Below are 25,812 nucleotides of genomic sequence, written 5' to 3'. Positions count from 1 at the left end.
GTCGGGACCCGCTGCAAGTACGTCCATGTAAGCTCATATGCCGCCATCCATGGCGGCATATGGTCCCGCCAACCCACCCGTGCCCACCCTTTGACAGTGGGCTGGTGCGCAACGGAAACGCGGCAACCCGGCTGCGGCTTTTGATCTGCTCGACTTTGATCCGCCCAGCTTGATGGGCTCGGCGTTGCTTTGCTCTGCCTCACAGACTCCGCGCAAGTTCGCTCGACCTGCTTGGCTACGCTCTGTCGTGGCTGCGCTCCGTCGTGTCCACGCTTCAACCGGCGTTGCTTCCACCAGATCAATGCGCTCGGTGAGACAGCAATGGCGCCGAAGTGCCGAGCCGCCCGTCGCTTTGACCTTGGCCACCAGCCCCCTGTCGGAGGCGGGGTGTGGGTGGGTGTGCGGGACCATATGCCGCCATGGATGGCGGCATATGAGCCCCCATGGATGGGTTCACGGCGGGTCCCGCGCACCCACCCACACCCCGCCTGGCCAGGCGGCCCAGCAAACCAAGGCTCCCGCCTTCAGGCTTTCAGGCTTTCAGGCTTTCAGGCTTTCAGCGCTTCAACGCACCACCCGCCCGCGATCGCCACACCCCGTCGCCGATGAACAACAGCAGCCCGGTCCAGATCGCAGCGAAGCCCACCGCCTTGGCCGTATCGAACGGCTCGCGGAAGAAGAACACGCCCAACAGCAGGCCCAGGCTCGGCGCGATGTACTGCAGGATCCCCACCAGCGACAGCGGAATCCGCTTCACCCCGTACGCAAACCCGATCAACGGCAACGCCGTCACCGCACCGCCGAAAATCAACAGCGCATCGTTGCGCCAACCCCAGCCACTGAAGAAACCACCGCCGTGTCCGTTCTCGCTCCACAGCGCAAACCCGATCGCCGGCAGGAACAGATACAGACTCTCCACCCCGAGCCCCGCCACCGGGTCCACCGAGATCATCTTGCGCAGCAGCCCGTAAAGGCCGAACGAACAGGCCAGCCCCAGCGCGATCCAGGGCGGCGTGCCCGCGTCGACGGTCAGCCAGGCCACGCCCAGGGCCGCGCACCCCACTGCGAGCCACTGCAGGCGCCGCAGGCGCTCTTTGAGCACCACCACGCCGAGCACCACGCTTACCAGCGGATTGATGAAGTACCCCAGGCTGGTTTCGATCACATGCCCGGCGTTGATCGCCCAGATGTACAGGCCCCAGTTGAACGCGATCGCCACGCTGCTCAGCGCCAGCGTCGGCAGCGCGCGCGGCTGGGCGGCGATGGCCTTCCACCAGCCCAGGCCGTTGCTCAACAGCAGCCAGGCCACCACCAGCACCGTGCTCCAGATGATGCGGTGCGCGATGATCTGCTGCGAGGGTATCGCCCGGAGCAGGTGCCAGTAGACCGGCACCAGACCCCACAGGGTGAAGGTGAAAGCGGTGATCGCAAAGCCGCGGCGCTGCTCCTGCAGGCTGTGTGGGGCCGGCAGGCTCACTTCGCGCGCGTCCGGGCCAGGGTCAGCACCACCACGCCGGCCAGGATCACCGCCATCGCCAGCAGGTCACGCCCGCCGAAATGCTCGTTGCCGATGATCACGCCCAGGATCACCGCGATCACCGGATTGACGTAGGCATAGCTGGCCACCAGCGCCGGGCGCACGTTGTGCAGCAGCCACACGTAGGCGGTGAAGGCGACGATCGAGCCGAACATGCACAGGTAGGCCACCGCCAGCAGCCCATTCATGCTGGGCCAGGTGGTCGGGCGTTCGCCGCTGAGCAGGCCGAGCACGATCAGCATCGCGCCACCGCAGAGCATCTGCCCGGCGGCGGTCATGAACGGGCTGGGCAGGTCCAGGCCACGCGCCCAGATCGAGCCGAAGGCCCAGCCGATCGGGGCGATCAGCAGCAGGATCAGGCCCTGCGGGGAGGCGGTCAGGCTGCTGCCGGCGTTGAGCCAGACCACGCCGAGGAAGCCGATCGCGATACCCAGCCATTCCCCGCGGCTGGCGTTCTGCCCGCGCATGGCGCCGAACAGGGCCATCCACAGCGGTACCGAGGCGACGGCCGTGGCGGCCAGGCCCGAGGACACCGTGCGCTCGGCCAGCACCACCATGCCGTTGCCCAGCACCAGCATGGTCAGGCCCATGATCGCCAGGTTGCGCCACTGGCGCCGGGTCGGCGCAGGCGAGCCACGCCAGCGCAGCACGGCGTACATCAGCGAACCGGCGATGATGAAGCGGCCGCCGGAGACCATCGTCAGCGGCAGTGCGCCGCCCTCCAGCGCCAGCCGGATCCCCAGATAGGTGGACCCCCAGACCACGTACACCAGCAGCAGCGCCAGGACGACCAGGCCGCTGCGGGGAGCGGCCGACGGGGATTCGGGTAGGACGGCCATGGGCCACCACGGTGCGGGGGAACACGAATTCTAGGCCGTTGCCGATGGCGCGGCACCCTTTGTGCTGGCACGCTGATTTCATCCGGCCGCACCGTGATGCCTGACACGCACCCGTTTTTGACGTGCGGTAAGGTAACAAGAGCAATCAACGCTTCCCAGCCAGGACCCCTACCCTGCATGAGCACTTCCGTCCCCGCCACTGCGGCACACCCCGAACGGGCCGCCCTGCGGCGCTCCATCTCCAATACCCTCAAAGGCTCGGCCGGCAATCTGGTCGAGTGGTATGACGTCTACGTCTACTCGGTCTTTGCGGTCTATTTCGAATCCCAGTTCTTCTCGGCCGCCGACAAGAACTCCACGATGTATGTGTGGGCGATCTTCGCCGCCACCTTCCTGATGCGCCCGATCGGCGCGTGGTACTTCGGCCGCTTCGCCGACCGCTACGGCCGCCGCCTGGCGCTGACCGTCTCGGTCACGGTGATGGCCGCCTGCTCGTTCCTGATCGCGATCACCCCGACCGCCTCGCAGATCGGCATCTGGGCAGCGGTGATCCTGCTGTTCGCGCGCCTGCTGCAGGGCTTTGCCACCGGGGGCGAGTACGGCACCAGTGCCACCTACATGTCCGAGGCCGCCATTCCCGGCCGCCGCGGCTTCCTGTCCTCGTTCCATTACGTCACCCTGGTCGGCGGCCACGTGCTGGCGCAGCTGACCCTGTTGGGCATGCTGACCTTCTGGGGCAAGCCGGAAATCTCCGCCTGGGGCTGGCGCGTGGCGTTCGGCATTGGCGGCGTCGCGGCGATCGTGGTGTTCTGGCTGCGCCGCAGCATGGATGAGTCGCTGCAGTCCGATTCCATCGACGCCGCGCGCGACGGCCGCGCCAAGGCCTCCGGCTCGATGCGTGAGCTGTTCGTCAACCAGTGGCGTCCACTGCTGCTGTGCTTCCTGATCACCGCCGGCGGCACCGTCGCGTTCTACACCTACTCGGTCAACGGGCCGAAGATGATCCAGAGCGCGTTCGCGGGCGATGACGTCATGACCGGTACGATGATCAACCTCGGCGTGCTGACCTTCCTGATGGTGCTGCAGCCGATCGGCGGCTGGCTGTCGGACATGGTCGGGCGCAAGAGCCTGCTGGTGTTCTTCGGGATCGGCGGCGTGCTGTACAGCTGGTACCTGATCACCGAACTGCCCAACCAGCACGATCCGTTCATGGCCTTCCTGGTTCTGGGCATCGGCTTCGTGATCCTGACCGGCTATACCTCGATCAACGCGGTGGTCAAGGCCGAACTGTTCCCGACCCATGTGCGCGCACTGGGTGTGGGCTTCGGTTATGCGATGGCCAACTCGCTGTTCGGTGGTACCGCGCCGCTGCTGTACCAGGGTGCGCTGAAGACCGGCCAGGTCGGCATGTTCGCGGTGTACGTCACGGCGATCATCGCGGTGTCGCTGGTGGTCTACATGTTCTTCCTGACCAACAAGGGCCCGAACTGGCTTGATGGCACGCGCAAGTAACCGCCGCATGGCCCACCCCGCGCTCAGGCGGGGTGGGTGGATGCTGGCGATGCTGGTCCCGGCGTTCGCCCAGGCCAGCCCTTCCGCCCACGCAACCAGCGCCCCCGCGGGCGCTGCATTGCTATGGGTGGCTGCCGTGCTCGCCGCAGGCACGACCGTGGCGTGGCTGCTGCGACGCCCATCGGCACAGGCCCGCTGGCCGCGGATCGGCTTCGGTGTGGCGCTGTTGGCGGTAGTGACCGCGCTGGTGCTGCAACTGGCGGCTGATCTGGGCAGCGGGCACAGCGTGCTGCAGCTGCGCTTCGGCCGGCATGTCGCCAGTGCGGCCACCCAGCCGACGCGGTTCGGCTGGATGATTGCCTGCTACCTGGCCGCGCTCGCGGCCAGTGGCTGGGGCGCCTGGCGCCTGTTGCGGCGGCGCTGAGCGCCGCCGGCGGCCCGGCTCAACGGCGCGCCGATTCGCTCTTCTCGCGCTCGGCGCGGAATTCGGACCCTTCTTCCCACTGCGGCCAGCGACGGCTGTTGGCCAGTTCCGCGCCCAGGTCGTAGACCAGCAGGGTGTCGGCGGCATGGCCACTCGGGTCCCAGCTCGGGGTCCACGCATCGCAGGCCTGGTGGTAGCAGGCGGCGAAGTACGCATCGCGCAGTTCACGGCCCTTCTCCACGCCACCCTCGCGCATGTCCAGCCCGGGCCCGATGGTGATCGCCGGCACGCCGAGACGGGCGAAGGCAAAGTGGTCGGCACGGTAGAAGAACCCGGCTTCCAGGTTCGGATCGGGCGAGTAGGTGCGGCCACGTGCCTTGGCCACGCGCTCCAGATCCCCTTCCAGCGAGACCCGGCCCTTGCCCCACGAGGCGATGTCGCGGGTCGGGCCATCCGGGCTGAACATCTCGATGTTCAACACGGCCGCGGTCTTGTCCAGTGGGGCCAGCGGGTGCGCGGCGTAATAGCTGGCGCCGAGCAGGCCCTTCTCTTCGGCGGTCAGCGCCACGAAGTACAGCGTGCGCTGCGGCTGCGGGCCGGCAGCGAAGACGCGGCCCAGCTCCAGCACGGTGGCCACGCCGGTGGCGTTGTCGATCGCGCCGCGGCGGATGCGGTCGCCCTTGGCATCGGGCTGGCCGATGCCGAAGGCGTCCCAATGCGCGGAGAAGATCACCGCTTCATCGGCGTGCGCGCCGCCCGGCAGCTTGGCCACCACGTTGCGGGTGATCACCTGCTCGCGCTTGAGCTTGAAGTCCACCGAGAGCTGCGCATCGCCCAGCGCGACCGGCCTGAAGGCCGGGGTCATCGCACGGCGCTTCTCGGCCTCGAAATCTAGGCCCGCATCGCGGAACAGCTGCTCGGCCAGGCTGCGCTGCATCCAGCCGCGCACCGGTACGTGCTGGGCCAGGGCCTGCTCGCGGGTGCGTTCGATATCGAACAGCGGCGAGGTGCCCGAGCTCTTCACCGTGGCCCAGCCATACGCGGCCGGCGCGGTCTCGTGCACGATCAGCACGCCCTGCGCACCGCGGCGCGCGGCTTCTTCGAATTTGTACGTCCAGCGGCCGTAATAAGTCACGGCCTTGCCATCGAACGCGCCCGGCTGGTCGGCTTCGAAGTCCGCATCGTTGATCAGCACCACGGCGATCTTGCCGTGCAGATCGACGTCCTTGTAATCGTTCCAGTGACGCTCGGGGGCATCGATGCCGTAGCCGACGAACACCAGCGGGGCATTGCTGATCGCCACCGCGTCCTGCGGGCGCAGGCTCTGCAGGGTCACGTCCTCGCCATTGGTCAGGGTGCGCTGCTTGCCCTTCTGGCGCAGCTGCGCGCGCACCGGACCGTCCACCTGCGCACGCACCATCGGGACCGGCTGCACCCAGCTGCCGTCGACGCCGCCGGGCTGCAGGCCGTACGTCTTGAATTCTTCGATCAGGTACTGGACGGTGCGCTCTTCGCCGGGCGTGGCCGGGGCGCGGCCTTCGAATTCGTCCGAGGCCAGGATGCGTACATGCCGCGACAGGGCCTGCGGGTCGATGCCGCCACCGGGCAGGTCATTGGCGGCGTGGGCCAGGCCGCCCACGAACAGGCAGGACGACAGCAGCAGCATGCGCATCGGATTCACGGCAGACACCAGGGCGGAAAACAGGACACCGGAGTGTAACGTGACACCCCCGTGACCGTGCACTAGCGCCGATCGCGATCCAGCCAGCAGGCCAGGCCCTGTGCGTTGAGTTCGATATCCATCGCCAGCACCCGGGTCACCGCCGCATCGTCGAGCGGGCAGCCGTGGGCCTGGGCGCGTTCGAGGTAGAGCGCGGTCAGCGCGGCGACCAGGCACCGATGCCGATCCGGGCGCCCATCGCATTGGCGGCCGATCTCGACCATCGCGTCGATCTGCTCGACCAGATCCGCTGCCAGCTTGCGCGGCGGTGCTACGCGCCCGTAGTGGGTCAGGTACATCGCCTGCGGGTCATGCGCCAGCATCTTCGCGATCGACTGTTTCAGCGGCTCCGGGTCGAACTGCACCGGCGAGGAGGTGGGCACGATGAACGCACCCTGCGCGCTGTCCAGCTCGCGGTAGGACAGCCCGAAGGTGTCCCCGGTGAACCAGCTGCGGCTGCGCGCATCCCACACGCACAGGTGATGGCGTGCATGCCCGGGGGTATCCACGCATAGCAGCGGGCGGCCGGCCAGATCCACCGTGTGGCCATCTTCTGCGATCACCACCCGGTCTGCGGCGACCGCCAGGATCGGCCCATAGCTGCGCGCGATTTCGGCCTCGCCATACACCTCGGTGGCCCCGGCGATCAGGCGGGTCGGATCGATCATGTGCGGCGCACCGCGCGGATGCACCACCACGGTGGCGTTGGGCAACTGCTGCATCAGCAGGCCGGCGCCCCCGGCATGGTCCAGGTGCACATGGGTGAGGATCAGCCAATCGACCTGCTCGGGCGCGCAGCCGGCGCGCGTCAGCGCGGCGAGCATCGCCGGCACGGCCAGGCCGGTGCCGCAATCGATGAAGGCCGCCCGGCCGTTCTCGACGATCAGGTAAGCGGCGTCGAAATCATCGCGCTGGAACGCGGTGTCGATCGTATGAATGCTGGGGTCGGAGTGCATCAACACATCCCTGGCACGAAACGCCCCCATCTTACGTCGATCAGTGCAGCGGCTTCGATGCGGCTTTGGTCGCAGTCGCGCTCAGCAGTGGCCCACGCAGCAGCACCGCGGCCACCATCACCGCCAGGAATGCACCGTAGGCGTAGAGCACGGCCAGCACCTGTCGCCAGATCGGCCCGGCATCGTTCTGGACCACGCCGATGTGATGGCCCCACAGCATCGCCAGGATGCTCAGCACGAAGGCCAGCACCAGCGCGGCGCCATCGAACAGGCGGCGCGCGGTGCCACGCGGCTGGCGGGGGAACAACCAGTACAGCGTGCCCAACAGCACGAACCAGGGCAGGAACAACAACAACGACAACCAGGCCATCGCAGTCTCCCGTGCAGGCGCACGCCCCGCGGCGTGCAGGGGCATCATGCCATAGCGAGGGCACCGACCAAGCGTCGATGCCTGCCGGATGGCGCGGTGGCTTGGTTGCCGGCCAGCGTTACTCGCGCAGTGCCTGCAGTGCGGCCAACACCACGTCCACCTCGGCCTCGAGCTTGAACAGTTCGCTCTGCAGCCCGTCACCGTGCTCGGTCTGCTTGAGCACGCCGATCAGCTGACCGGCGTCGCGCGGCGAATCGAAGCCCTCGCTCTGGATCAGCAGGGTGCCATCACCTGCCTGCAGCTTGAAGTAGAAGCGGCCGTCCTTTTCGCGGTACTGCTTGAACAGCGGCGGTGCCGCGCGCGCGGCCCCGCTTTCTTCGCTGGGCACGTCACCGGCGGTGGACAGATCGCGCAGGCCAACCGCATGGCGCAGCTCCTTCAGCAGCGGCACCGCGAACTGCTCGCGCAGCTGCTGCCCACGACGGCGCAGCAGCGCTTCGATCTTTTCCGGCTCGGCCATCAGCGCGTCATAACGCTCGCGCAGCGGGGTGATCTCGCTGTCGATGCGCTCGAACAGCTGCTGCTTGGCATCGCCCCAGCTGATGCCCTCGGCGAAGGCCTGCGCGAATGCAGCGGTCTGCTCCGCGGTGGCGAAGGCCTGATACATCTGGAACAGTGCCGAGCCTTCGGTGCTCTTGGGCTCACCGGGTGCGCGCGAATCGGTGAGGATGGAGAACACCAGCTTCTTCAGCTCCGCGCGGGGTGCGAACAGCGGAATGGTGTTGTGGTAACTCTTGCTCATCTTGCGGCCGTCCAGGCCCGCCAGCGTAGCGACCTGCTCATCGATCACCACCTCGGGCAGCGGGAAGAACTCCTGGCCGTAGACGTGGTTGAAGCGCTGCGCGAAATCGCGCGCCATCTCGATGTGCTGGATCTGGTCGCGGCCGACCGGCACGCGGTTGGCCTTGAAGATCAGGATGTCGGCCGCCATCAGCACCGGGTACATGAACAGCCCCGCGCTGACGCCGGCATCGTCATCCAGCTGTTCCTCGCGGTTCTTGTCCACGGCGGCCTTGTAGGCATGGGCGCGGTTGAGGATGCCCTTGCTGGCGATCACGGTCAGGAACCACATCAACTCGGTGGTTTCGGGGATGTCGCTCTGCCGGTAGAACCACACCTTGTCCGGATCCAGCCCGCACGCCAGCCAACTTGCCGCGATCTCCAGCGTGGAGCGCTGGGTGCGCTCCGGCTCCTGCGCCTTGATCAGGCTGTGCAGGTCGGCCAGGAAGAAGAAGCTCTCGATATCCGAGGCCTGGCTGGCGGTGATCGCCGGACGGATGGCGCCGACGTAGTTGCCCAGGTGGGGCGTGCCGGAGGGGGTGATGCCGGTAAGAACGCGGGTAGTCATGGGGAATCAATGCGGACAGATGAACCGCCCCAGTTTACCTGCCTGCGCTCGACCCCGTCGGCCGGGCCCGTGCGTTTGATCCTGCACCTGCCCTGTGGAGCCCTGCCATGAAACGCCTGATCCTGCCCCTGCTTGCCGTGCTGGCCCTGTGCGGCTTCAAACCGGCGGTCCCGCTTCGCTACGACACCGGCCCGGTGCACCTGACCGTGATCGACCGCGACAGCGGCCACGCCCTGACCCAGTACCGCCAGCACGGCCAGCGCTGGATCGCCGGCCAACAGGGCCACCGTTACAGCGTACGCCTGCGCAACGGCAGCGCCGAGCGCGTGCTGGTGGTGCTCTCGGTCGATGGCCTGAATGCCATCAGCGGCGAGGTGGCGGCCCCGCACCAGACCGGCTACGTGCTCAACCCGTGGCAGACCACCGATATCCACGGCTGGCGCAAATCCGCCGACGAGGTCGCCCAGTTCGTGTTCACCGATCCGGAGCGCAGCTATGCCGGCCGCACCGGACGCCCGGCCAACATCGGCGTGATCGGCGTGGCCGTGTTCCGCGAGGCGGGCCGGGTGTCATGGGAAGCCGCGCCCGCCGTGGCCGGCTCCGCAGATGCCAAGGCGCGCCCGCAGGCACGCTCGTCGGCCATGGAAAACGCCCGCGTGACCGGGTCCACCGCCCCGGCACCCCAACTGGGCACCGGCCACGGCGAACGCGAGCTGTCGCGGGTGCGCAACACCGCGTTCGAGCGCGACACCGCGTCTCCGGCGCAGCAGGTGCAGGTCCGTTACGACAGCGAGCGCAACCTGGTGGCCCGCGGGATCATTGCGCGGGTGGAACCCGGGACGCGCGATGAGCCCGAGGCGTTCCCGGGCCAGTACGTGCCCGATCCACCGCGCTATCGCCGTCGCTGATCACCGAAGCACGACAACAAAAACGGGCCGCTTTCGCGGCCCGTTCCGGTTTCAACCCCCGACGGCGGTGCCGTCGTCATGGATCACCACTCAGTGGTAATCCGGATAATCCTTGCGCATGGCCGCTTCGAAGTCGCGGACTTCGGTTTCAGCGCGGTCGCGTGCCCAGCCATAGCGTTCCTGCAGGCGGCCTGCGAGGTACTCGGCATTGCCCTCGGCCACCTTGAAATCGTCGTCGGTCAGGTCGCCCCACTTGGCCTGCGCCTTGCCCTTGAGCTGCGTCCACTTGCCGGAAATGATGTCTTTGTTCATGGGTTCGCTTCCTTGATTGCAACGGCCATCTCGCCGTGGGACCAGATTGCGCCAGGCCGCGTTGCCGCGCGGTCAAGCGGCGATGAAGCGCGCGCTCACGAGCTTGAATGGATTCACCCCCACCGGGTTGCGCCGTCATCCACCGAACATGAAAAAGGCCGGGAAATCCCGGCCTTTTCCGTTGACGACTGATCCGTTGGATCAGTTGCCCTTGGCAGCGCCTTCGACCGTTTCACCGGCCTTCTGCACGTCCTTGCCGGCACCGGCAACGGTGTTGCAGCCGGACAGCATGGCCACCGAGAACATCGACAACAGCATCAGTGCGATAACACGCTTCATAGGGTTCTCCTGGTTGTTCAAATTCAATACCGAAATCCGGTCCCGCCTGTCAGAAGAGCACGCCAGCGCAGCTCCCCTTCCCGACCTGCAGTGCCGTGGGTTCAACCACACGGCTCCGCGTGAAGTGCAATCTGGCGGGAGAGGCGTGCAGCGGATGTGAATGCACGCCAATACGGTTCAGCCAGCCCTGCTCAATCGCGCATCAGCGTCGATTTTCCGAACAGGCTTTCGACCAGATCGACCGCCAGTTCGGCGGTGGCGTTGCGGTTGTCGAGCAGCGGATTCAGCTCGACGATGTCCAGTGAGCCCATGCGCCCGGTGTCGGCGATCATCTCCATCACCAGCTGCGCTTCGCGGTAGTTGACCCCGCCCGGCACCGTGGTGCCCACGCCCGGCGCGATGCTCGGGTCCAGGAAGTCCACGTCGAAGCTGACGTGCAGATGAGTGTTGGCATCGATGCCGGCCAGCGCCGCCTCCATGGTGCGCTTCATGCCGGCTTCGTCGATGTAGCGCATGTCGTAGACATCCACCTGGTGCTGCTTGATCAGGCGCTTCTCTTCCTGGTCCACCGAACGGATGCCGATCTGGTGCACCTGCTGCGGGCGGATCGCCGGTGCGTCACCGCCGAGGCGGGTCAGCGCGTCCGGGCCCAGCCCACACAGGCAGGCCACCGGCATGCCGTGTACGTTGCCCGACGGGGTGACCTCGCTGGTGTTGAAATCCGAATGCGCATCCAGCCACAGGACGCGCAGGTCCTTGCCCTGTTCGCGGCACCAGCGCGCAACCGCGGTGATCGAGCCGATCCCGAGACAGTGGTCGCCACCGAGCATGATCGGCATGCGCCCGGCCTGCAGCTCGCCGTAGGTCGCCTCCATCAGTGCACGGTTCCAGGCCACCACTTCATCGAGATGGCGGTAGCCCTGCACTGGCGCCGTCCACGGATTGCGCGGGCCGTCCAGGTTGCCGAGGTCGCGCACGTCCACGCCGCGCGCGGTGAGCGCGTCCCCCAGGCCCGCGATGCGCAGGGCGTCCGGTCCCAGACCCGCGCCACGGTGGCCCGCCCCGATATCGGTGGGCACGCCAATCAGGGAAACCGGGGAATACATCGCCATCGCTGTTGCCTCCGTTGCAAAGAGGACCAGCATAGCCAGCGCGGGGGGATACGACTCGCGGCGCTGCAGCAGTCGTCAGCGACCGTGCATCGATGGTGCCGGCACCCGGATTCGAACTGGGGACCTACCGCTTACAAGGCGGTTGCTCTACCAACTGAGCTATGCCGGCATGGGCATCGCGGCGGGACGACCCGTCGCGGAGCCGGGATTCTAGCGCAAGCGTGCGCATTCCAGCGAGCGTTGCTGGGCGGCCCCGCTGCGCTGGCGGGCCACGGCGGCGTCGGTACCGTCGGCCAAGGTCGCATCCAGCCACCACTGCGCGCTGCCATCGCCCCCGCTGGCGACCATGGTCGCCTTGAAACCGGCTGCGCTCAGGGCCGCAAGACGGCGATCCGCGCCTTCCCGGTTGCGGTACTGGCCCAGCGCGATGGCGTTGGTCTCCTCGCCCTGGGCAATGATGTAGTAGTCGCTCACGCCCGCTGCGACGATGCGCTTGACCGTGGCCTGCGCCTCCTCACGGCTGGCGGCGGGCGGCAGCAGCACGCGATAACGGGTGGCGCCGGCATCGGCGACCTCGCGCAGCCTGGCCCCACGCAGGGCACCCCCGGCACGCGACTGGGCTGCCTGGGCGGCGGCGCGGTCCGCGAACGGTCCTAGGCTCACGCAGTGGGCGGGCGTGGGCGTTGCGGTGACGGCCGCAGGCGCGGCTGCCGGTGCGGGAACTGCGGCCACCGGGGCCGGTGCGCTGGCGACGGCCGTCGGCGCAGGCGCGTCAGTCACGGCGGTGGCCGGTGTGGCGGCGGTCACCTCCGGCGGGGCCACCGGCGCGGCGGCGGGCGTGACGTCCTGCAGTGCCGGCGCGGCGTTCAGCGGCGTTGCGGCAGCCGGCGGCGCCTGGGTGGCCGGCAGCACTTCCAGCTGCGCCACACCGGCCGGCGAGGCCGGTGGTGCGCTGACCGGTTCACCGCGCAACAGCCACCACAGCGCGACACCAAGGTTGAGGATGACCAGGACGACGATCAGGGCACGGGTAAGCATCGGCTGATCCTAGCCTGCCGATGGCGGTTGATGCACGGCCCAGCGGGCCAGCCCATCCAGCACCAGCGAGGGCTGGTATTCGGCATCGCCGAGCAGCGGCAGCAGCGCCGGTGCGCCGCCCCCGTGCACCAGCAGATGCGGCAGCGCGCCGAGGCGTTCACCGCCCTGCGCGCGGCTGCGTTCGATCAGCGCCACGGCTGCCCCATCGCAGCCGGAGGCCAGCGCATCGGCGGTATCGTTGGCGAACTCACTGTAGTCACCGCCTGCGGCCGGCAACTGCACGGCGCGCGCATGCAGCGCTTCGCGCATGGTGGTTGGCGAGGCGGCAATGCGTCCGCCGTGATGCTGTCCCTCGGCGTCGAGCAGATCGATGGTGAGTGCGGTGCCCACCCCGGCGATCAGGACGGCCTGGCCACGCGCCGCCACGGCCAGCAGTGCCAGGTAGCGGTCCACGCCGAAACGGGCGGGATCGGCGTAGGCGATCCGCACCCCGGCATACTCGGCCTCGGTACGCGCGACCCGCACGTGGCGGAAGCGGGCCTGCAGCACATCCAGCATGGCCGCCGTCAGCGATGGTGCGGCGACGCTGGCCACATACGCGGTATCGCCCGAGGGCAGCGCCTCCAGTGCCAGCGCAGGCATTGCCTCGGCGCCGTGCGGCCATGCCTGCACGTCACCGGCGCGCATGCCCTGCAGCGGCGCGAACTTGAAGCGCGAATTGCCCAGATCAAACAACCAGTCGCTCATTGCGCCCTCACGCTCACTTCGCCCGCATGGAAAACCCGCTCGCTGCCGTCGATACGCACGCGCAGCGCTCCGTCGTCGGCCAGGCCCAACGCCGTGCCGGCAAACAGCACCCCGCCTTCTTCCACCTGCACCTCGCGTCCGGCCAGGCTGTCCAGCGCGGCATAACGCGCAAGGAACGGCGCCAGACCCTCCTGCTCGAACGCGTCCAATGCAGGCAGCAGAGCGGCCAGGATGCGTGCGACCACCGCGTTGCGCGAGGTCTGTTCGCCGGAGAGCGTGTCCAGATCGGTCCAGGGCTGGGTGATCTCCGCCGCGAAGGCGGCTGGCATGCGCACATTGACGCCCAGGCCGATCACGGCGCGCGCAGGGCCGGCGAATTCGCCGCCGCCTTCGATCAGCAGGCCCCCGAGTTTGCGGCCGTCGACGATGAGGTCGTTGGGCCACTTCAGTGCGACATCGCGAAAACCCGCCTCGCGCAGTGCTTCGGCCACCGCGACCCCGGCGACCAGGCTCAGCCCGCCCAACCGGGACAGGCCACCGGCAAACCCACGCAGCACCGAGAGATAGATGTGCGCGGCCAGCGGCGACGCCCAGGCCCGCCCGCGGCGCCCGCGGCCACGGGTCTGGCGCTCGGCCAGCAACACCGCCACCCCGCGCTCCGGCGCGCTGCAGCGCAGCAATTCACTGTTCGTTGACGCGACGGACCAGGCGATCTCCAACGAGACCAGGTCGGCCGACACCGGGGCCGGCAGCGCAGCCTGGATGGCGTCGACCTCCAGCAGATCCAGCGGCTGCTGCAACTGGTAGCCGTCACCGGCGCGGCCGTCGATATCGACCCCGGCGGCTCTAAGTCCTTGAATCCGCTTCCAAATCGCGGCGCGGGTCTGGCCCAGTTCGCGCGCCAGCGCGTCGCCGGACAGGCGCCCGGCGCCCAGTTTGGCCAGCAGTTGGCGGTCGTCCACGGCAGCTTCCATCGGGTAAACGGGAAAAGTATGCGGGAAAGCCGCCGCCAGCGCCCGCCGGGGGCCTTCCTATCCCCCGGCCGAATCGGGCTAGAATCGGGAACTTGACCCGCCGCTGGATGTTGACGATGCGCCCGTTCGCCCATTGCCTGCTCCTCCTGATGGCCCCGCTGGCCGCGCACGCTTCCGATGCGCTCACCACGGCGGGCCGCGGCGCGTGTGTCTATACGGCCGGCGAGAACGAACGCAGTGCTCCGGCATCGGCCTCGGCCGCGTCCGCCCCGAACACGGTCAAGCCCAGCGCCAGCAGCGGGACCAGCACCGGTGGCGGCGGCGATGACGACGTGTTGCCGCGCCTGCGTGCACCGAAGTGGCACAGCTTCCTGCCGGGTATGTTCCGCTGATCGAACGACTGTTGGGCTGGCTGCGCCGCACGCCACGCGAGATCGACCCCACCCTCTGGGACCGCACCTGCCGCCGCGCGGCATGGCTGCAGCACCTCGACCCTGCCCGCCGCGAGCGCCTGCGCGCCCTCGCCGCTCGTTTTCTGCATGAAAAGACCATCAGCCCGGCCGCCGAACTGCAGCTCGACGAGGCCGATGGCGTGCTGTTGGCCGCGCTGTGCTGCCTGCCGTTGCTGGAACTGGGCGAGATCGGCCTGCGTGGCTGGTCGCAGCTGATCGTCTACCCCAACGCGTTCCGTGTGCATCGCAGCCAGGTGGATGCGGCCGGGGTGCTGCACGAGTGGGACGACGCGCTGATCGGCGAATCCTGGGACAGCGGTCCGTTGATTCTGTCGTGGGCCGACATCCAGGCCGACATCGCCGACCCCGAGGCCGGGTTCTGCGTGGCGGTGCATGAGATGGCGCACAAGATCGATGCGCTGGACGGGGCGATCGACGGCACGCCCCCGTTGCCACGCGCGTGGCAGAAGCAATGGGCGGCGGATTTCCAGCAGGCCTATGACGCGTTCTGCGCCGAGGTGGATCAGGGCCGCGAGACGCTGATCGATCCGTATGCGTCCGAAGCGCCGGAAGAATTCTTCGCGGTGGTCAGCGAGTACCACTTCTCTGCGCCGGCGCTGCTGGCGCGCGAGATGCCGGCGGTCGCCGGGCATCTGCAGCGGTTCTATGGTCCGTCACCGCTGATGCGGTTACGCGCGCCACGGCCGTTACGGCCCCGGCGGCAGCTTCACTTCGAAGCGTGCGCCACCCAGTTCCGGCGAGCGCTTGACCTGCAGTTCGCCGCGGTAGTCCTTGATCAGGTCCTGCACGATCGACAGGCCGATGCCGTGGCCTTGCACACGCTCGTCGCCACGCACGCCACGCTGCAGCACCTTGGCGATGTCTTCCGGTGCAATGCCCGGACCGTCGTCATCCACCGAGAGCACCAGGCCTGCGCGACGCGCACCGGGCGCCGGCAACGGATGCGCGGTCAGCAGCACGCGGCGCTTGGCCCACTTGAAGGCGTTCTCCAGCAGGTTGCCGAGCAGCTCCTGCAGGTCACCAGGCTCGCCGTGGAAACGCGCGGCCGGGTCGATATCGAATTCGCACAGCACGCCCTTGGACGCGTAGACCTTTTCCAATCCGCGCACGATCTCTTCGGCATTGGATTCGATCGGCAGCGGCGCGGAGAACAGCTTGTGCCCCGACGACGCCGCGCGCGCCAGCTGATACGACACCAGGTTGTTCATCCGCCGCAGCTGCACGTCGAACTCTTCGCGCAGATCTTCATCGCGCGCGCCGCTATCGAGCTGCGTGCGCAACACCGCCAGTGGCGTTTTCAGGCTGTGCGCGAGATCGGCCAGGGTGTTGCGCTGGCGTTCGAGGTTCTCGCGCTCGCTCTCGATGAAGGCGTTGATGCTGTCCGTCAGTGGCTCCAGCTCACGCGGATGGCGCTCGCTCATGCGCTCGGTTTCACCGCGCTGGACCTTGGTCAGCTCATTGATCACCCGCCGCATCGGGCGCAGGCTCCACTGCAGAATGACCGTCTGCAGCAGCAGCAGGATCAGACCGATGCCGCCGAGGTAGAACCACACCCGCCCGCGGAACACGCGCAGCTGCGCGCCGAGTGCGCGCGAGTCTTCGAGCACGTAGATCGTGTACGGAAATTCGGTGGCGGGGTCGGCGTCGGCATCCCAGACCAGGCCCATGCCGTAGCGGTAGGCCGAGCCCTCGCTGCCGTCGATCTGGATCATCGGCAACGGGCCTTCGAAGACTTCCTGGCGCGGGGCCAGCATGCCGCCTCCCACGGTGGGCAGCATCGGGCCTTCGGCGGACATGGAGTTGCCCTTGCCGTCCGGCATCACCACCTGCAGATACAGGCCGCTGCCTGGAACGTCGAAGCGCGGATCCGGTGGCTGCTCGCGGATGTACAGCGAGCGGTCGCGGGTGAAGTCGATGCCGGCCGCGTAGGCGGTGGCGTAGTTCTTCAGCCGCTCGCGCAGGTTGGCCTTCGCGGTATCGGCGAAGGCGGCGTCCAGCGCGTAGCCGGCCAGGGCCAGGAAGGCCACCAGGCCCACCGAGGCGGCCAACAGCTGGCGCGCCTGCAGTGAGCGCGGCCGCCAGCGTTTAAAGAACCACAGACGGCCGGACATCATCTATCGCCAGCGCTCAGCCTTCGTTGCGCGGAATGGCGAAACGGTAACCGCGGCCACGCACGGTTTCGATCGGCTTGAGTTCGCCGTCGGCATCGAGCTTCTTGCGCAGGCGGCCGATGAAGACCTCCAGCACGTTCGAGTCGCGGTCGAAGTCCTGTTGATAGATGTGTTCGGTGAGGTCGGCCTTGGAGACCAGTTCACCGGCATGCATCATCAGGTACTCAAGCACCTTGTACTCGTAGCTGGTGAGATCCACGTTGCTGCCGTTGACGCTGACCGTCTGCGCGGCAAGATCCAGCGCGACCGGGCCGCACTCCAGCGTCGGCTTGCTCCAGCCGGCGGCACGGCGCAGCAGCGCATTGACGCGGGCCAGCAGCTCTTCAACGTGGAACGGCTTGACGAGGTAATCGTCGGCGCCCTGCTTGAGGCCCTCGACCTTGTCCTGCCAGCTCGACCGCGCGGTCAGGATCAGCACCGGGAACTTCTTGCCCTCGTCGCGCAGCGCCTTGATCAGTTCCATGCCCGACATCTTGGGCAGGCCCAGATCGATGATGCCGACGTCGAACGGTACTTCGCGGCCCATGTACAGACCTTCCTCACCGTCCTGCGCAGCATCGACGGCAAAGCCTTCGCGCTTGAGCCGGGCTGCCAGTGTTTCCCGCAGCGGGGCTTCGTCTTCGACCAGAAGGATACGCATGAACTCTCCCTAGTGTCCTGGGTATGGCCCCATGGGGCCAGTGGGTAATGCAGATGACTGCGGACAACTATCCCTGTTCAGGGGTTATCGCCGCGTAGTGATGACATATCCGAGCGCGGCGTGCGGGGCTGTGAACGCGATGTCGCCGGATCGTCCATATAGCGGACGCGACCGCGATCATCCATGTACTTCACCCGGTTGATGTCGCGCCCGTCGAAGGGCACGCGCTCGGCGCCGAGGATGTGTCCACCGGTGGTCCGCTGCACGCGACGCACCGCATCGGACAGCGAGCGCTCCTGCGGGCCACCGCGTTCGGCCGTGCGCATCATCTCGGCGCGGGCCGCTTCCGGCGGTGGCATCTGCGCCCACGCACTGGCGGAAGCAGCTGCGCCCGTCGCCAGGAAGGCGAAGGCAGCAATGCGGCGGTGGCGGGTCACGGAGAACATCGGTCTGATCCTAGCGGAGCGCGGCTAAACGTTCAAAAGTTGTGAATCGGCAACCGCCAGCCTGGGCCGGCGCTTTACGAATCTTTAGCGAATTCTTGGTTTTAGCCAGTGAATCCGGTCTGAACTTTTCCGGCTGCCTCCCCGCGCTGTTCATCTAAGTGAACATTGGCGGCCAAAGCGGGGCCCTTGTCAAGCCGACAGGGTGACGCGGCTCACGCCGCAACGCGTTCGGCCTGGGCGCGGGTCACCGCCAACGCCTGCTCGATCAGGCTCCAGTCGGCACCGGCGCGGTGCGAGCCTTCGCTCAGGATCTGGCGGAAGGCGCGCCCACCCGGCTGACCGTGGAACAGGCTCAGCAGGTGGCGGGTGATGTGCTTGAGGGCCAGCCCGCGGGCCAGCTGGGCCTCGATGTACGGCTGCATGGCGCGCAGCAGCGCCTCGCGCGATTGCAGCGGGGCACCGGTCTGGGCGGCCTCCAGCTGATGCAGCACGTAGGGGTCGTGGTAGGCCGCACGGCCCAGCATTACCCCGTCCAGCGCCGGCAGTTGGGCCTGCGCTGCCTCGACCGTGGCCAGGCCCCCGTTGAGGACGATCTGCAACTGCGGCCGGTCGGCCTTGAGGCGGTGCGCCCAGTCGTAGCGCAGCGGCGGCACTTCGCGGTTTTCCTTCGGCGACAGGCCCTTCAGCCACGCGTTGCGGGCATGCACCACGAACATCGCGCTGCCGGCGTTGGCCGATTGATCGACGAAGTTGACGAAGGTTTCGTAGTCGTTGTCATCATCCACGCCCAAGCGGCACTTGACCGTGATCGGGATGTCCACCGCGGCAACCATCGCGCCCACGCACTCGGCCACCAGGGCCGGTTCGCGCATCAGGCAGGCGCCGAAGCGCCCGGCCTGCACGCGGTCGGACGGGCAGCCGCAGTTGAGGTTGACCTCGTCGTAGCCCCATTCCTGCGCGATGCGCGCGGCCTGGGCCAGCAGGGCCGGATCGCTGCCTCCGAGCTGCAGGGCGAGCGGATGCTCGCTGCCATCGAAGCCGAGCAGGCGCTCACGATCACCGTGGATGACCGCGTTGGCGTGCACCATCTCCGTGTACAGCCGTGCGCCGGGCGCCAGCAACCGGTGGAAGTACCGGCAATGGCGATCCGTCCAGTCCATCATCGGGGCGACGGACAGGCGCAGGGAGGCGGCGTAACGCGCGGCGGCGTCGGTGGCAGGCTGGGTCATGGGGCGCGAGACTATCTGGATTCACTGGCAATGCCAGCGCAATCAATAGTTTACCCCCTTCCCATGAACGCTGCCCGAGGCGCAGGCGGCCGCCAGCCCAGATGCGGAGTACACGCCTGCAACGGCGGCAGTAGACAATGCAGCCCTGCACGTCCCTCCCAGGCAGCCATGCCCGCACTTCGCCTTCCCAGCTTCGACCCCACCACCGAACAAGGCGTCCTGCGCCTGTCGATCGCCGCCTCCTTGGCGATGGCCGCCGCGGCCGTGGCGTTCGGCCTGCTGGCCAACTCCTCGCTGATCATCTTCGACGGCATCTATGGGCTGATCGACGTGGTGATGACCTGGCTGTCGCTGCTGGTGGTGCGCCTGATCAGCCTGTCGACCCATGTGGATACCCTGCAGTCGCGCTTGAACCAGCGCTTCACCATGGGCTTCTGGCACCTGGAGCCGATCGTGCTCGGGGTCAGCGGCACATTGATGATCGGCGCGGCGCTGTACGCGGCGGTCAATGCGGTGGATGCACTGATGTCCGGCGGACGCGAGATCGCGCTGGGGCCGGCGATCCTGTTCGCGGTCATTTCGATCGTGGCCGAAACCGGCCTGGCACTGTTCGTACGCCGGGCGAACCGGGCGATCGGCTCGGACTTCATCGCGCTCGATGCGAAGAACTGGGTGGTCGCGGCGAGCATGTCTGCCGCCTACCTGGTCGCCTTCGTCGGCGGCTATGTGCTGGGCGGCACGCAGTGGGCGTGGCTGGTGCCGTACATCGATCCGGCGATCCTGCTGGTGGTGTGCCTGTTCGTGGTCGTCGCGCCGATGGGCACGGTGCGCCAGGCGTTGTCGGACATCCTGCTGATCACCCCGCTGGATCTGCAGACCCACGTGGACGAGGTGGCGCGCGATATCGTCGCCAGGCACGGTTTCCTGGAATACCGCAGCTACGTGGCCAAGGTCGGGCGCGGTGAGCAGATAGAACTGTTCTTCGTGGTGCGCGCCGATGATCCGCCGCGGGCGCTGATCGAGTGGGACCGGCTGCGCGATGAGATTGGTGAGGCACTGGGCGAGGAGTCGCCGGACCGGTGGTTGACGATCATGTTCACGACGGATCGGGAGTGGGCGATCTGAGCGAGGCCAACGTGCATCGCCCTATCGCTCGGTCGCCACACTGCCCTGCTTCCACTGCCGCGGCGATTGACCAGTCTGCGCCTTGAACGCGCGCGACAACGCCGCTTCGCTGCCGTAGCCCACGTCGATGGCGATGCGCTTGAGCGGATGGCCGCGGCGCAGTGCCTGCTGCACCAGGCGGGTGCGCCAGCCCTGCAGATAGTGCCCGGGGGTGCTGCCGATGGTGTCGCGGAAACTGTCGGCGAAGGCGCTGCGTGACATGCCGGCACGCTGCGCGAGCGACTCCAGCGTCCACTCGTCGGCAGGCGCTTCATGCATCGCCACCAGCGCGTGACGCAGGCGCGGATGGGCCATGCCGGCAAGCAGGCCGACGCGGATCTGCCCGCTTTCCATCAGCGCGCGCAGGATCTGGATGAGCACGACTTCGAACAGGCGATCCAGCAGCGCCTGGCGGCCGCAGCGCTGCGCGAAGGCTTCTTCGAACAACAGCGACAGCACCGGCTGGCCGCCGTACAGGCCTTCCAGCGGCAGACAGACGATCGGCGGCAATGCTGCGGCCACCGGGTTGTTGGCGCCGCCTTCGAACTGCAGGTTGGCGCAGGCGAAATCCGCTCCGCGCGTGGGATCGGTGACGAAGCGGTGCGCGAGCGGGCGCGGGTACAGCAGTACGCTGGGCGTGGTGATCTGCAGCGTGCTGCCATCCGGGTGCTCAACGCGTACCTCGCCCTCGCGGATCAGGTGCAGCTGGCCGCGCTCGCCGTCGGCGGGCAGATCGTTGATGCCGCACAGGGCGCCGGCATGGAACACCTCGGCCGACACCGCGAAGCGGTCCAGCAGGGATTGCAGTCGGTCGACCATGTCGGACTCCAGATCAAGTTTTATGGACGAAATGTTGCCACAAGTACGGCCCAGGCGCGCAAAGTACACCTGCCATCTGGCCCACCCCTTTCACTCCGCAGGAGATTCCCATGTCCATTGCCAACGTTCTGTACACCGCCCAGGCCACTGCCAACGGCGGTCGCGACGGCCGCGCCGTTTCTTCCGACAACGTGCTGGACATCCAGCTCTCCACCCCGCGCGAGCTGGGCGGTGCGGGCGGCCCGGGCACCAACCCGGAGCAGCTGTTCGCCGCAGGCTACTCGGCCTGCTTCCTGGGCGCGCTGAAGTATGTGGCCGGCCAGGCCAAGGTCGCTCTGCCGGCTGAAACGCAGATCACCGGCAAGGTCGGCATCGGCCAGATCCCGACCGGCTTCGGCATCGAAGTGGCGCTGGACATCTCGGTCCCGGGCCTGCCGCGCGAGCAGGTCGAAGCGCTGGTGCAGAAGGCGCACATCGTGTGCCCGTACTCCAACGCGACCCGCGGCAACATCGACGTGACGCTGACGGTGGTCTGAAAAAAAAATGGGCGGCTGCCTGACGCAAACGTCTGGCAACCGCCCATCCCACCGCGGTGGATCCCGTGGCTGACCACGGGATGCATCTTGTTCTGGCAGTGCCGGCCTTTATTCGTCGTGCGTGATCAGCTGCACCACGCTGGAGAAATCCAGCTTGCCGCGGCCGGCCTGGTGATTCATCGAATACAGGTTGCGGGCCAGCTCGCCCAGCGGGATCGAGGCGCCGACACTCATCGCCGCTTCCACCGCCAGGCCCATGTCCTTGAGCATCAGGTCGCTGCCGAAACCGCCGCTGTAGCCGCGCGAGGCCGGGGCGTTTTCGAGCACGCCGGGCCACGGGTTGCACACTTCGGTCGCCCAGCTGCGGCCGGTGCTGACCGCCATCATCTGCGAGAGCACCTTCGGGTCCAGCCCGTGCGCGACGCCCAGGGCAATCGATTCACCGGTCACCGCCATGATCACGCCCAGCGCCATGTTGTTGCACAGCTTGGCAACCTGGCCGGCACCGCTGGCGCCGACATGGAAAATGTTCTTGCCCATCGCCTGCAGCAGCGGGCGGGCGCGTTCCAGCGCTTCGGCTTCGCCACCGACGATGAAGGTCAGCGTGCCGGCCTGGGCACCGGCGGTGCCGCCGGAGACCGGGGCATCCAGCATCTGCAGCCCGCGCGCGGCGGCCGCTTCAGCGACCTTGCGGGCGGTGGCCGGCGCGATCGTGCTGCAGTCGATGACCAGCGCGCCGCCGGGGATATCGGCCAGCAGGCCCTCATCACCGAGGTAGACACCTTCCACGTGGCGGCTCGCGGGCAGCATCGAGATGACGATCTCGGCGCCGGTCAGCGTATCCAGCGCCGAGGTGGCAGCGGTCGCGCCGGCATCGACGGCGGCCTGCACGGCGGCAGGCACCAGATCGAACACGCGCACGGCGTGACCGGCCTTGGCCAGGTTGGCGGCCATCGGGCCACCCATGTTGCCCAACCCGATGAATGCAATACGGCTCATGCGTGGCTCCTTTCAGGGACGGTGGCACCGAGGTCGGCCAGCGGATGCGCGGCAGCGGACCACGGCGAAACGAAGAAGGTGCGGGCCCACTCGGCCGTGGCGTCCGCCAGCGTACGCGGCTGCCAGTGCGGGGTGCGGTCCTTGTCGATCAGCAGCGCGCGGATGCCTTCGGCGAAATCGCCATGGGCGGCCGCGTGCAGGGCTGCGATGTACTCGATGCGGTAGACCTCGGCCAGCGAGGCACCCTCGGCCAGGCGCTGCAGCTCGAACGCGAGCCGCGCCGAGCCGGGCGCTCCGGCGGCAAGCGTGGCCTGCGCGGTCTTCAACCAGGCGTCCTCGGTCTCCAAGGCGAGAATCGCCTCGACGATGGCGCCAACGTCGTCGCCAGTGCACAGCGCATCGACGGTGGCGGCATTGCGCAGCAGCGGGCCGGTGGCCGCATCGCTGGCGTGTTGCTGCAGCAGTGCGGTCAGTTGTTCGTGGTTGCGCTTGGCCTCGCGGCTCCAGTGCACGTCCGCCAGCGCATTGAACACGGTCTCGCGCTGCGCCTCGGCGATGTGGATATCCGCCAGCCCGGCGTAGATCGCATCGCCAGCGTTGAGCGGTGCACCGGTCAGGGCCAGGAACAGCCCGCCGTGGCCGGGTACGCGCGGCAGCAACCAGCTGCCGCCCACGTCCGGGAACAGACCGACCGTGATTTCCGGAAACGCCAGCTTGGAGCGCTCGCTGACCACGCGGTGGCTGGCGCCGGACATCAGGCCGATGCCGCCGCCCATGACGATGCCATGGCCCCAGCACAGGATCGGCTTGGGATAGGTATGGATCGCGTAGTCGACGCGGTACTCCACGTCGAAGAATTCGGCGGCGTAGGCGTTGTCGCGGATGTCGGTCTTTCCGCGCTCGCGGTAGTCGACCATGCTGCGGTACAGGCTGTGCAGGTCGCCGCCGGCGCAGAAGGCTTTTTCGCCCGCGCCCTGCAGCACGACCAGCGCGATGCCGTCATCATCGGCCCAGGCCTCCAGCCGCTCGCGCAGCAGGTGCGCCATCGGCAGCGAGAACCCGTTGAGGGTGCGCGCTGCGTTGAGCGTGGCGATGCCGATGCGCGTGCCATTGGCGGCGGCGCGCTCTTCGAACAGCACCGGCGCCTCGTCGTTGGCGACGACGGTGCTCATGCGTTCTTCCACTGCGCGGCGCGCTTTTCCAGGAAGGCGTTCACGCCTTCGGCCTGGTCGGCACTGTCGAACAGATCGACGAAGGCCTCGCGCTCGGCCACCAGCGCCGAGGCGTGGGTGCCGGTGCGGGTGGCCTGCACCAGGGTTTTGCACGCGGCGATGCTGGTCGGGCTCTGCTTGCCAGCCTTGTGCGCCCATGCCAGGGCCAGTGCTTTGGCCTCGCCCTTCCCCACCTTTTCTTCGACCAGGCCGATACGCAGTGCGGTGTCCGCATCGATGCGCTCGCCCAGCAGGATCATGCGCTTGGCCCAGCCTTCGCCGACCAGACGCGGCAGGTTCTGGGTCCCACCGGCGCACGGCAGCAGGCCGACGGTGGCCTCCGGCAGCGCCACCTGGGCGTGTTCTTCGATGATGCGCAGGTCGCAGGCCAGCGCGCATTCCAGACCGCCGCCCATCGCGTAGCCGTTGATCGCCGCGATGGAGACACCACGGAAACCGGACAGCGCTTCGAAGGCTTCGCCGAAGCGACGTGCCGCTTCGCGTGCGGCGGCCTTGTCGCCGGAAGCGAACTGCTTCAGATCGGCGCCGGCGGAGAAGAACTTCTCGCCATCGCCGGTGATCACCAGCGCGTAGATATCCCGGTCTGCATTGAGCGCGCCGACCAGATCGCGCAGCGCGGACAGGCTGTGCACGGTCCAGGTATGGGCCGGCGGGTTGTTGAGGGTGATGACCGCGACGTGGCCATCGGCCTCGACCTTCAGGCCGACGTGATCATGCTGGCGCCACTCCATCATCGCAGTTCCTCTTCAGTGTTGAGCAGGTGGCGGGCCACGATCACACGCATGATCTCGTTGGTGCCCTCCAGGATCTGGTGCACGCGCGAGTCGCGCAGCAGCCGTTCAATCGGGTATTCACGGATGTAGCCGTAGCCGCCATGGATCTGCAGCGCGTCGTTGCAGATGTTGAAGCCGGCATCGGTGGCGAAGCGCTTGGCCATCGCGCACCACACGTTGGCATCGCTGGCGCCGGCATCGAGCTTGCGCGCGGCGGTGTGCACCATCTGCCGTGCGGCGACCAGCTGGGTGGCCATGTCGGCCAGCTTGAACTGCAGCGCCTGGAACTCGGACAACGCCTTGCCGAACTGGCGGCGCTCGCCCATGTAGCGGCGGGCGGCATCCACGGCGCCCTGGGCTGCGCCCAGCGAGCACGCGGCGATGTTGATGCGGCCACCATCCAGGCCCTTCATGGCCAGCTTGAAGCCGCTGCCTTCCTCGCCGAGCAGATGGCTGACCGGCACGCGCACGTTCTCGAATGTGATGCCGCGAGTCGGCTGGCTGTTCCAGCCCATCTTCTCTTCCTTGCGGCCGTAGCTGATGCCGGGCAGATCGGCCGGCACCGCGATCGCGCTGATGCCACCGGCACCGGCGCCGCCGGTGCGTGCCATCACCACCAGCAACTCGGTGGCACCGGCGCCGGAGATGAAAGCCTTGGAGCCGTTGAGCACGTAGTGGTCGCCATCACGCACCGCGCTGGTCTTCAGCGAGGCCGCGTCCGAGCCGGCACCCGGCTCGGTCAGGCAGTAAGAGGCCAGCTTGATGCCGGACGAAAGGTCTGCGCCCCATTCGGCACGCAGGCTCTCCTGGCCCCATTTGGCCACCATCCACGACGCCATGTTGTGGATGCTGACATAGGCCGCCGTGGACGGATCCACATTGGCGAGCTCCTCGATGACGACGGCGGCGTCCAGACGGCTCAAGCCGCTGCCGCCGACCTCGGGGTCCATGTACAACCCACAGAACCCGAGTTCCCCTGCCTTGGCGATCGCCTCGCGCGGAAAGATGCCCTCCGCATCCCATCGCGCGGCGTGCGGCGCCAGTTCGGCCTGGGCGAAGTCACGCGCTGCCTCTCTATAGGCCTGCTGCGCTTCGTCGAGTTCCGTCGTCATCGAGTGGCTCATGGTCGAACTC

27 protein-coding genes, 1 tRNA gene and 1 pseudogene are annotated in these 25,812 nt (G+C 67.8%); 7 read left to right on the top strand and 22 right to left on the bottom strand.

Annotated features, from left to right (window positions below; translation table 11 throughout):
- Positions 1–556 precede the first annotated feature (556 nt).
- Together rarD and yedA are read right to left on the bottom strand one after the other, a co-directional pair.
- Positions 557–1,477, bottom strand: a complete 921-nt coding sequence (gene rarD, locus ACTT2I_RS19380; RefSeq protein ID WP_088432416.1) for an EamA family transporter RarD — start codon at positions 1,475–1,477, stop codon at positions 557–559.
- Positions 1,474–2,376, bottom strand: a complete 903-nt coding sequence (gene yedA / locus ACTT2I_RS19375; protein ID WP_179460465.1) for a drug/metabolite exporter YedA — start codon at positions 2,374–2,376, stop codon at positions 1,474–1,476. Before yedA ends, rarD begins: the two co-directional genes overlap by 4 nt.
- Before the next feature lie 177 nt (positions 2,377–2,553).
- Between yedA and ACTT2I_RS19370 the strand changes: the two genes are divergently transcribed.
- On the top strand, positions 2,554–3,888 hold the full coding sequence (locus tag ACTT2I_RS19370; protein WP_019185530.1) for an MFS transporter: 1,335 nt from the start codon (positions 2,554–2,556) through the stop codon (positions 3,886–3,888).
- Positions 3,872–4,312, top strand: a complete 441-nt coding sequence (locus tag ACTT2I_RS19365) for a hypothetical protein (RefSeq protein WP_343238167.1) — start codon at positions 3,872–3,874, stop codon at positions 4,310–4,312. The genes ACTT2I_RS19370 and ACTT2I_RS19365 overlap by 17 nt, the downstream gene beginning before the upstream one ends.
- Before the next feature lie 19 nt (positions 4,313–4,331).
- Here the strand turns inward: ACTT2I_RS19365 and ACTT2I_RS19360 are convergent, their stop codons facing one another.
- From ACTT2I_RS19360 to ACTT2I_RS19345, 4 genes are all read right to left on the bottom strand, one after another.
- Entirely contained in the window at positions 4,332–5,984 is a 1,653-nt protein-coding gene (locus ACTT2I_RS19360) for a M28 family metallopeptidase (protein WP_421100165.1), read from the bottom strand.
- A gap of 71 nt (positions 5,985–6,055) precedes the next feature.
- Positions 6,056–6,988, bottom strand: a complete 933-nt coding sequence (locus ACTT2I_RS19355) for an MBL fold metallo-hydrolase (RefSeq protein WP_293983735.1) — start codon at positions 6,986–6,988, stop codon at positions 6,056–6,058.
- A gap of 40 nt (positions 6,989–7,028) precedes the next feature.
- Complete coding sequence (locus tag ACTT2I_RS19350; protein WP_121044217.1) at positions 7,029–7,358, bottom strand: hypothetical protein; 330 nt, start codon at positions 7,356–7,358, stop codon at positions 7,029–7,031.
- A 118-nt stretch (positions 7,359–7,476) separates the two neighbouring features.
- Positions 7,477–8,766 (bottom strand): tryptophan--tRNA ligase, encoded by a 1,290-nt coding sequence (locus ACTT2I_RS19345; protein WP_421100133.1) that lies wholly within the window; start codon positions 8,764–8,766, stop codon positions 7,477–7,479.
- Positions 8,767–8,873: 107 nt separating this feature from the next.
- Here ACTT2I_RS19345 and ACTT2I_RS19340 point away from each other — a divergent pair, with 107 nt between their 5' ends.
- Positions 8,874–9,674 (top strand): hypothetical protein, encoded by an 801-nt coding sequence (locus ACTT2I_RS19340; protein WP_421100132.1) that lies wholly within the window; start codon positions 8,874–8,876, stop codon positions 9,672–9,674.
- A gap of 90 nt (positions 9,675–9,764) precedes the next feature.
- On the opposite strand, the gene ACTT2I_RS19335 is transcribed toward ACTT2I_RS19340, so the two are convergent.
- From ACTT2I_RS19335 to birA, 7 genes are all read right to left on the bottom strand, one after another.
- Positions 9,765–9,986: a CsbD family protein gene (locus ACTT2I_RS19335; RefSeq protein ID WP_019185523.1), complete on the bottom strand. Its 222-nt coding sequence runs from the start codon at positions 9,984–9,986 to the stop codon at positions 9,765–9,767.
- Positions 9,987–10,187: 201 nt separating this feature from the next.
- Positions 10,188–10,325, bottom strand: coding sequence for an entericidin A/B family lipoprotein (locus tag ACTT2I_RS19330; RefSeq protein WP_019185522.1), 138 nt, complete (start codon positions 10,323–10,325; stop codon positions 10,188–10,190).
- Between the two features lie 191 nt (positions 10,326–10,516).
- Positions 10,517–11,437 (bottom strand): arginase, encoded by a 921-nt coding sequence (gene rocF, locus ACTT2I_RS19325; RefSeq protein WP_088432423.1) that lies wholly within the window; start codon positions 11,435–11,437, stop codon positions 10,517–10,519.
- A gap of 93 nt (positions 11,438–11,530) precedes the next feature.
- Positions 11,531–11,606: transfer RNA gene (locus ACTT2I_RS19320), tRNA-Thr, on the bottom strand.
- A 41-nt stretch (positions 11,607–11,647) separates the two neighbouring features.
- A complete protein-coding gene (locus tag ACTT2I_RS19315; RefSeq protein ID WP_421100131.1) occupies positions 11,648–12,475 on the bottom strand; it encodes an SPOR domain-containing protein in 828 nt (275 codons plus the stop codon).
- Positions 12,476–12,484: 9 nt separating this feature from the next.
- Complete coding sequence (locus tag ACTT2I_RS19310; RefSeq protein ID WP_421100130.1) at positions 12,485–13,222, bottom strand: type III pantothenate kinase; 738 nt, start codon at positions 13,220–13,222, stop codon at positions 12,485–12,487.
- On the bottom strand, positions 13,219–14,184 hold the full coding sequence (gene birA, locus ACTT2I_RS19305) for a bifunctional biotin--[acetyl-CoA-carboxylase] ligase/biotin operon repressor BirA (RefSeq protein WP_421100129.1): 966 nt from the start codon (positions 14,182–14,184) through the stop codon (positions 13,219–13,221). Before birA ends, ACTT2I_RS19310 begins: the two co-directional genes overlap by 4 nt.
- A 128-nt stretch (positions 14,185–14,312) precedes the next feature.
- Here birA and ACTT2I_RS19300 point away from each other — a divergent pair, with 128 nt between their 5' ends.
- Positions 14,313–14,588, top strand: coding sequence for a hypothetical protein (locus ACTT2I_RS19300; protein ID WP_088432426.1), 276 nt, complete (start codon positions 14,313–14,315; stop codon positions 14,586–14,588).
- A pseudogene (locus tag ACTT2I_RS19295) lies at positions 14,555–15,343 on the top strand (zinc-dependent peptidase); the annotation flags it as partial. The gene ACTT2I_RS19300 and the pseudogene ACTT2I_RS19295, both read left to right, overlap by 34 nt.
- 12 nt (positions 15,344–15,355) lie before the next feature.
- Here the strand turns inward: ACTT2I_RS19295 and ACTT2I_RS19290 are convergent.
- The 4 genes from ACTT2I_RS19290 to dusA all read right to left on the bottom strand — a co-directional run bounded on the left by ACTT2I_RS19290 (position 15,356) and on the right by dusA (position 19,155).
- The gene (locus ACTT2I_RS19290; RefSeq protein WP_070474511.1) at positions 15,356–16,780 is read right to left on the bottom strand and encodes an ATP-binding protein; all 1,425 of its coding nucleotides are present in this window, start codon (positions 16,778–16,780) and stop codon (positions 15,356–15,358) included.
- A gap of 16 nt (positions 16,781–16,796) precedes the next feature.
- Positions 16,797–17,480: a response regulator transcription factor gene (locus ACTT2I_RS19285; protein WP_019185514.1), complete on the bottom strand. Its 684-nt coding sequence runs from the start codon at positions 17,478–17,480 to the stop codon at positions 16,797–16,799.
- A 77-nt stretch (positions 17,481–17,557) separates the two neighbouring features.
- Positions 17,558–17,926 (bottom strand): hypothetical protein, encoded by a 369-nt coding sequence (locus ACTT2I_RS19280; RefSeq protein ID WP_088432428.1) that lies wholly within the window; start codon positions 17,924–17,926, stop codon positions 17,558–17,560.
- Positions 17,927–18,138: 212 nt separating this feature from the next.
- On the bottom strand, positions 18,139–19,155 hold the full coding sequence (gene dusA / locus ACTT2I_RS19275) for a tRNA dihydrouridine(20/20a) synthase DusA (RefSeq protein ID WP_421100128.1): 1,017 nt from the start codon (positions 19,153–19,155) through the stop codon (positions 18,139–18,141).
- Between the two features lie 168 nt (positions 19,156–19,323).
- Between dusA and ACTT2I_RS19270 the strand changes: the two genes are divergently transcribed.
- Positions 19,324–20,280 (top strand): cation diffusion facilitator family transporter, encoded by a 957-nt coding sequence (locus ACTT2I_RS19270; RefSeq protein ID WP_421100127.1) that lies wholly within the window; start codon positions 19,324–19,326, stop codon positions 20,278–20,280.
- Positions 20,281–20,301: 21 nt separating this feature from the next.
- Here the strand turns inward: ACTT2I_RS19270 and ACTT2I_RS19265 are convergent, their stop codons facing one another.
- On the bottom strand, positions 20,302–21,138 hold the full coding sequence (locus ACTT2I_RS19265; protein ID WP_421100126.1) for an AraC family transcriptional regulator: 837 nt from the start codon (positions 21,136–21,138) through the stop codon (positions 20,302–20,304).
- Positions 21,139–21,248: 110 nt separating this feature from the next.
- Between ACTT2I_RS19265 and ACTT2I_RS19260 the strand changes: the two genes are divergently transcribed.
- Positions 21,249–21,674: an organic hydroperoxide resistance protein gene (locus tag ACTT2I_RS19260; RefSeq protein ID WP_421100125.1), complete on the top strand. Its 426-nt coding sequence runs from the start codon at positions 21,249–21,251 to the stop codon at positions 21,672–21,674.
- Positions 21,675–21,782: 108 nt separating this feature from the next.
- Here ACTT2I_RS19260 and mmsB read toward each other — a convergent pair whose 3' ends face one another.
- Genes mmsB through ACTT2I_RS19240 form a run of 4 tightly spaced genes read right to left on the bottom strand, consistent with a single transcriptional unit; the run spans position 21,783 to position 25,790 of the window.
- Positions 21,783–22,673 carry a 3-hydroxyisobutyrate dehydrogenase gene (gene mmsB, locus ACTT2I_RS19255; RefSeq protein WP_421100124.1) on the bottom strand — a complete coding sequence of 297 codons (891 nt, stop codon included), beginning with the start codon at positions 22,671–22,673 and terminating at the stop codon, positions 21,783–21,785.
- Positions 22,670–23,845 (bottom strand): enoyl-CoA hydratase/isomerase family protein, encoded by a 1,176-nt coding sequence (locus ACTT2I_RS19250; RefSeq protein ID WP_421100123.1) that lies wholly within the window; start codon positions 23,843–23,845, stop codon positions 22,670–22,672. The genes mmsB and ACTT2I_RS19250 overlap by 4 nt, the downstream gene beginning before the upstream one ends.
- Positions 23,842–24,639, bottom strand: a complete 798-nt coding sequence (locus ACTT2I_RS19245; RefSeq protein WP_088432482.1) for an enoyl-CoA hydratase — start codon at positions 24,637–24,639, stop codon at positions 23,842–23,844. Before ACTT2I_RS19245 ends, ACTT2I_RS19250 begins: the two co-directional genes overlap by 4 nt.
- Positions 24,636–25,790 (bottom strand): acyl-CoA dehydrogenase family protein, encoded by a 1,155-nt coding sequence (locus ACTT2I_RS19240; RefSeq protein ID WP_443096743.1) that lies wholly within the window; start codon positions 25,788–25,790, stop codon positions 24,636–24,638. Before ACTT2I_RS19240 ends, ACTT2I_RS19245 begins: the two co-directional genes overlap by 4 nt.
- Positions 25,791–25,812 lie beyond the last annotated feature (22 nt).

Source organism: Stenotrophomonas sp. PUT21 (assembly GCF_052232875.1).
GTDB lineage: Bacteria > Pseudomonadota > Gammaproteobacteria > Xanthomonadales > Xanthomonadaceae > Stenotrophomonas > Stenotrophomonas maltophilia_N.
This window is presented reverse-complemented; position numbering and strand designations above follow the sequence as displayed.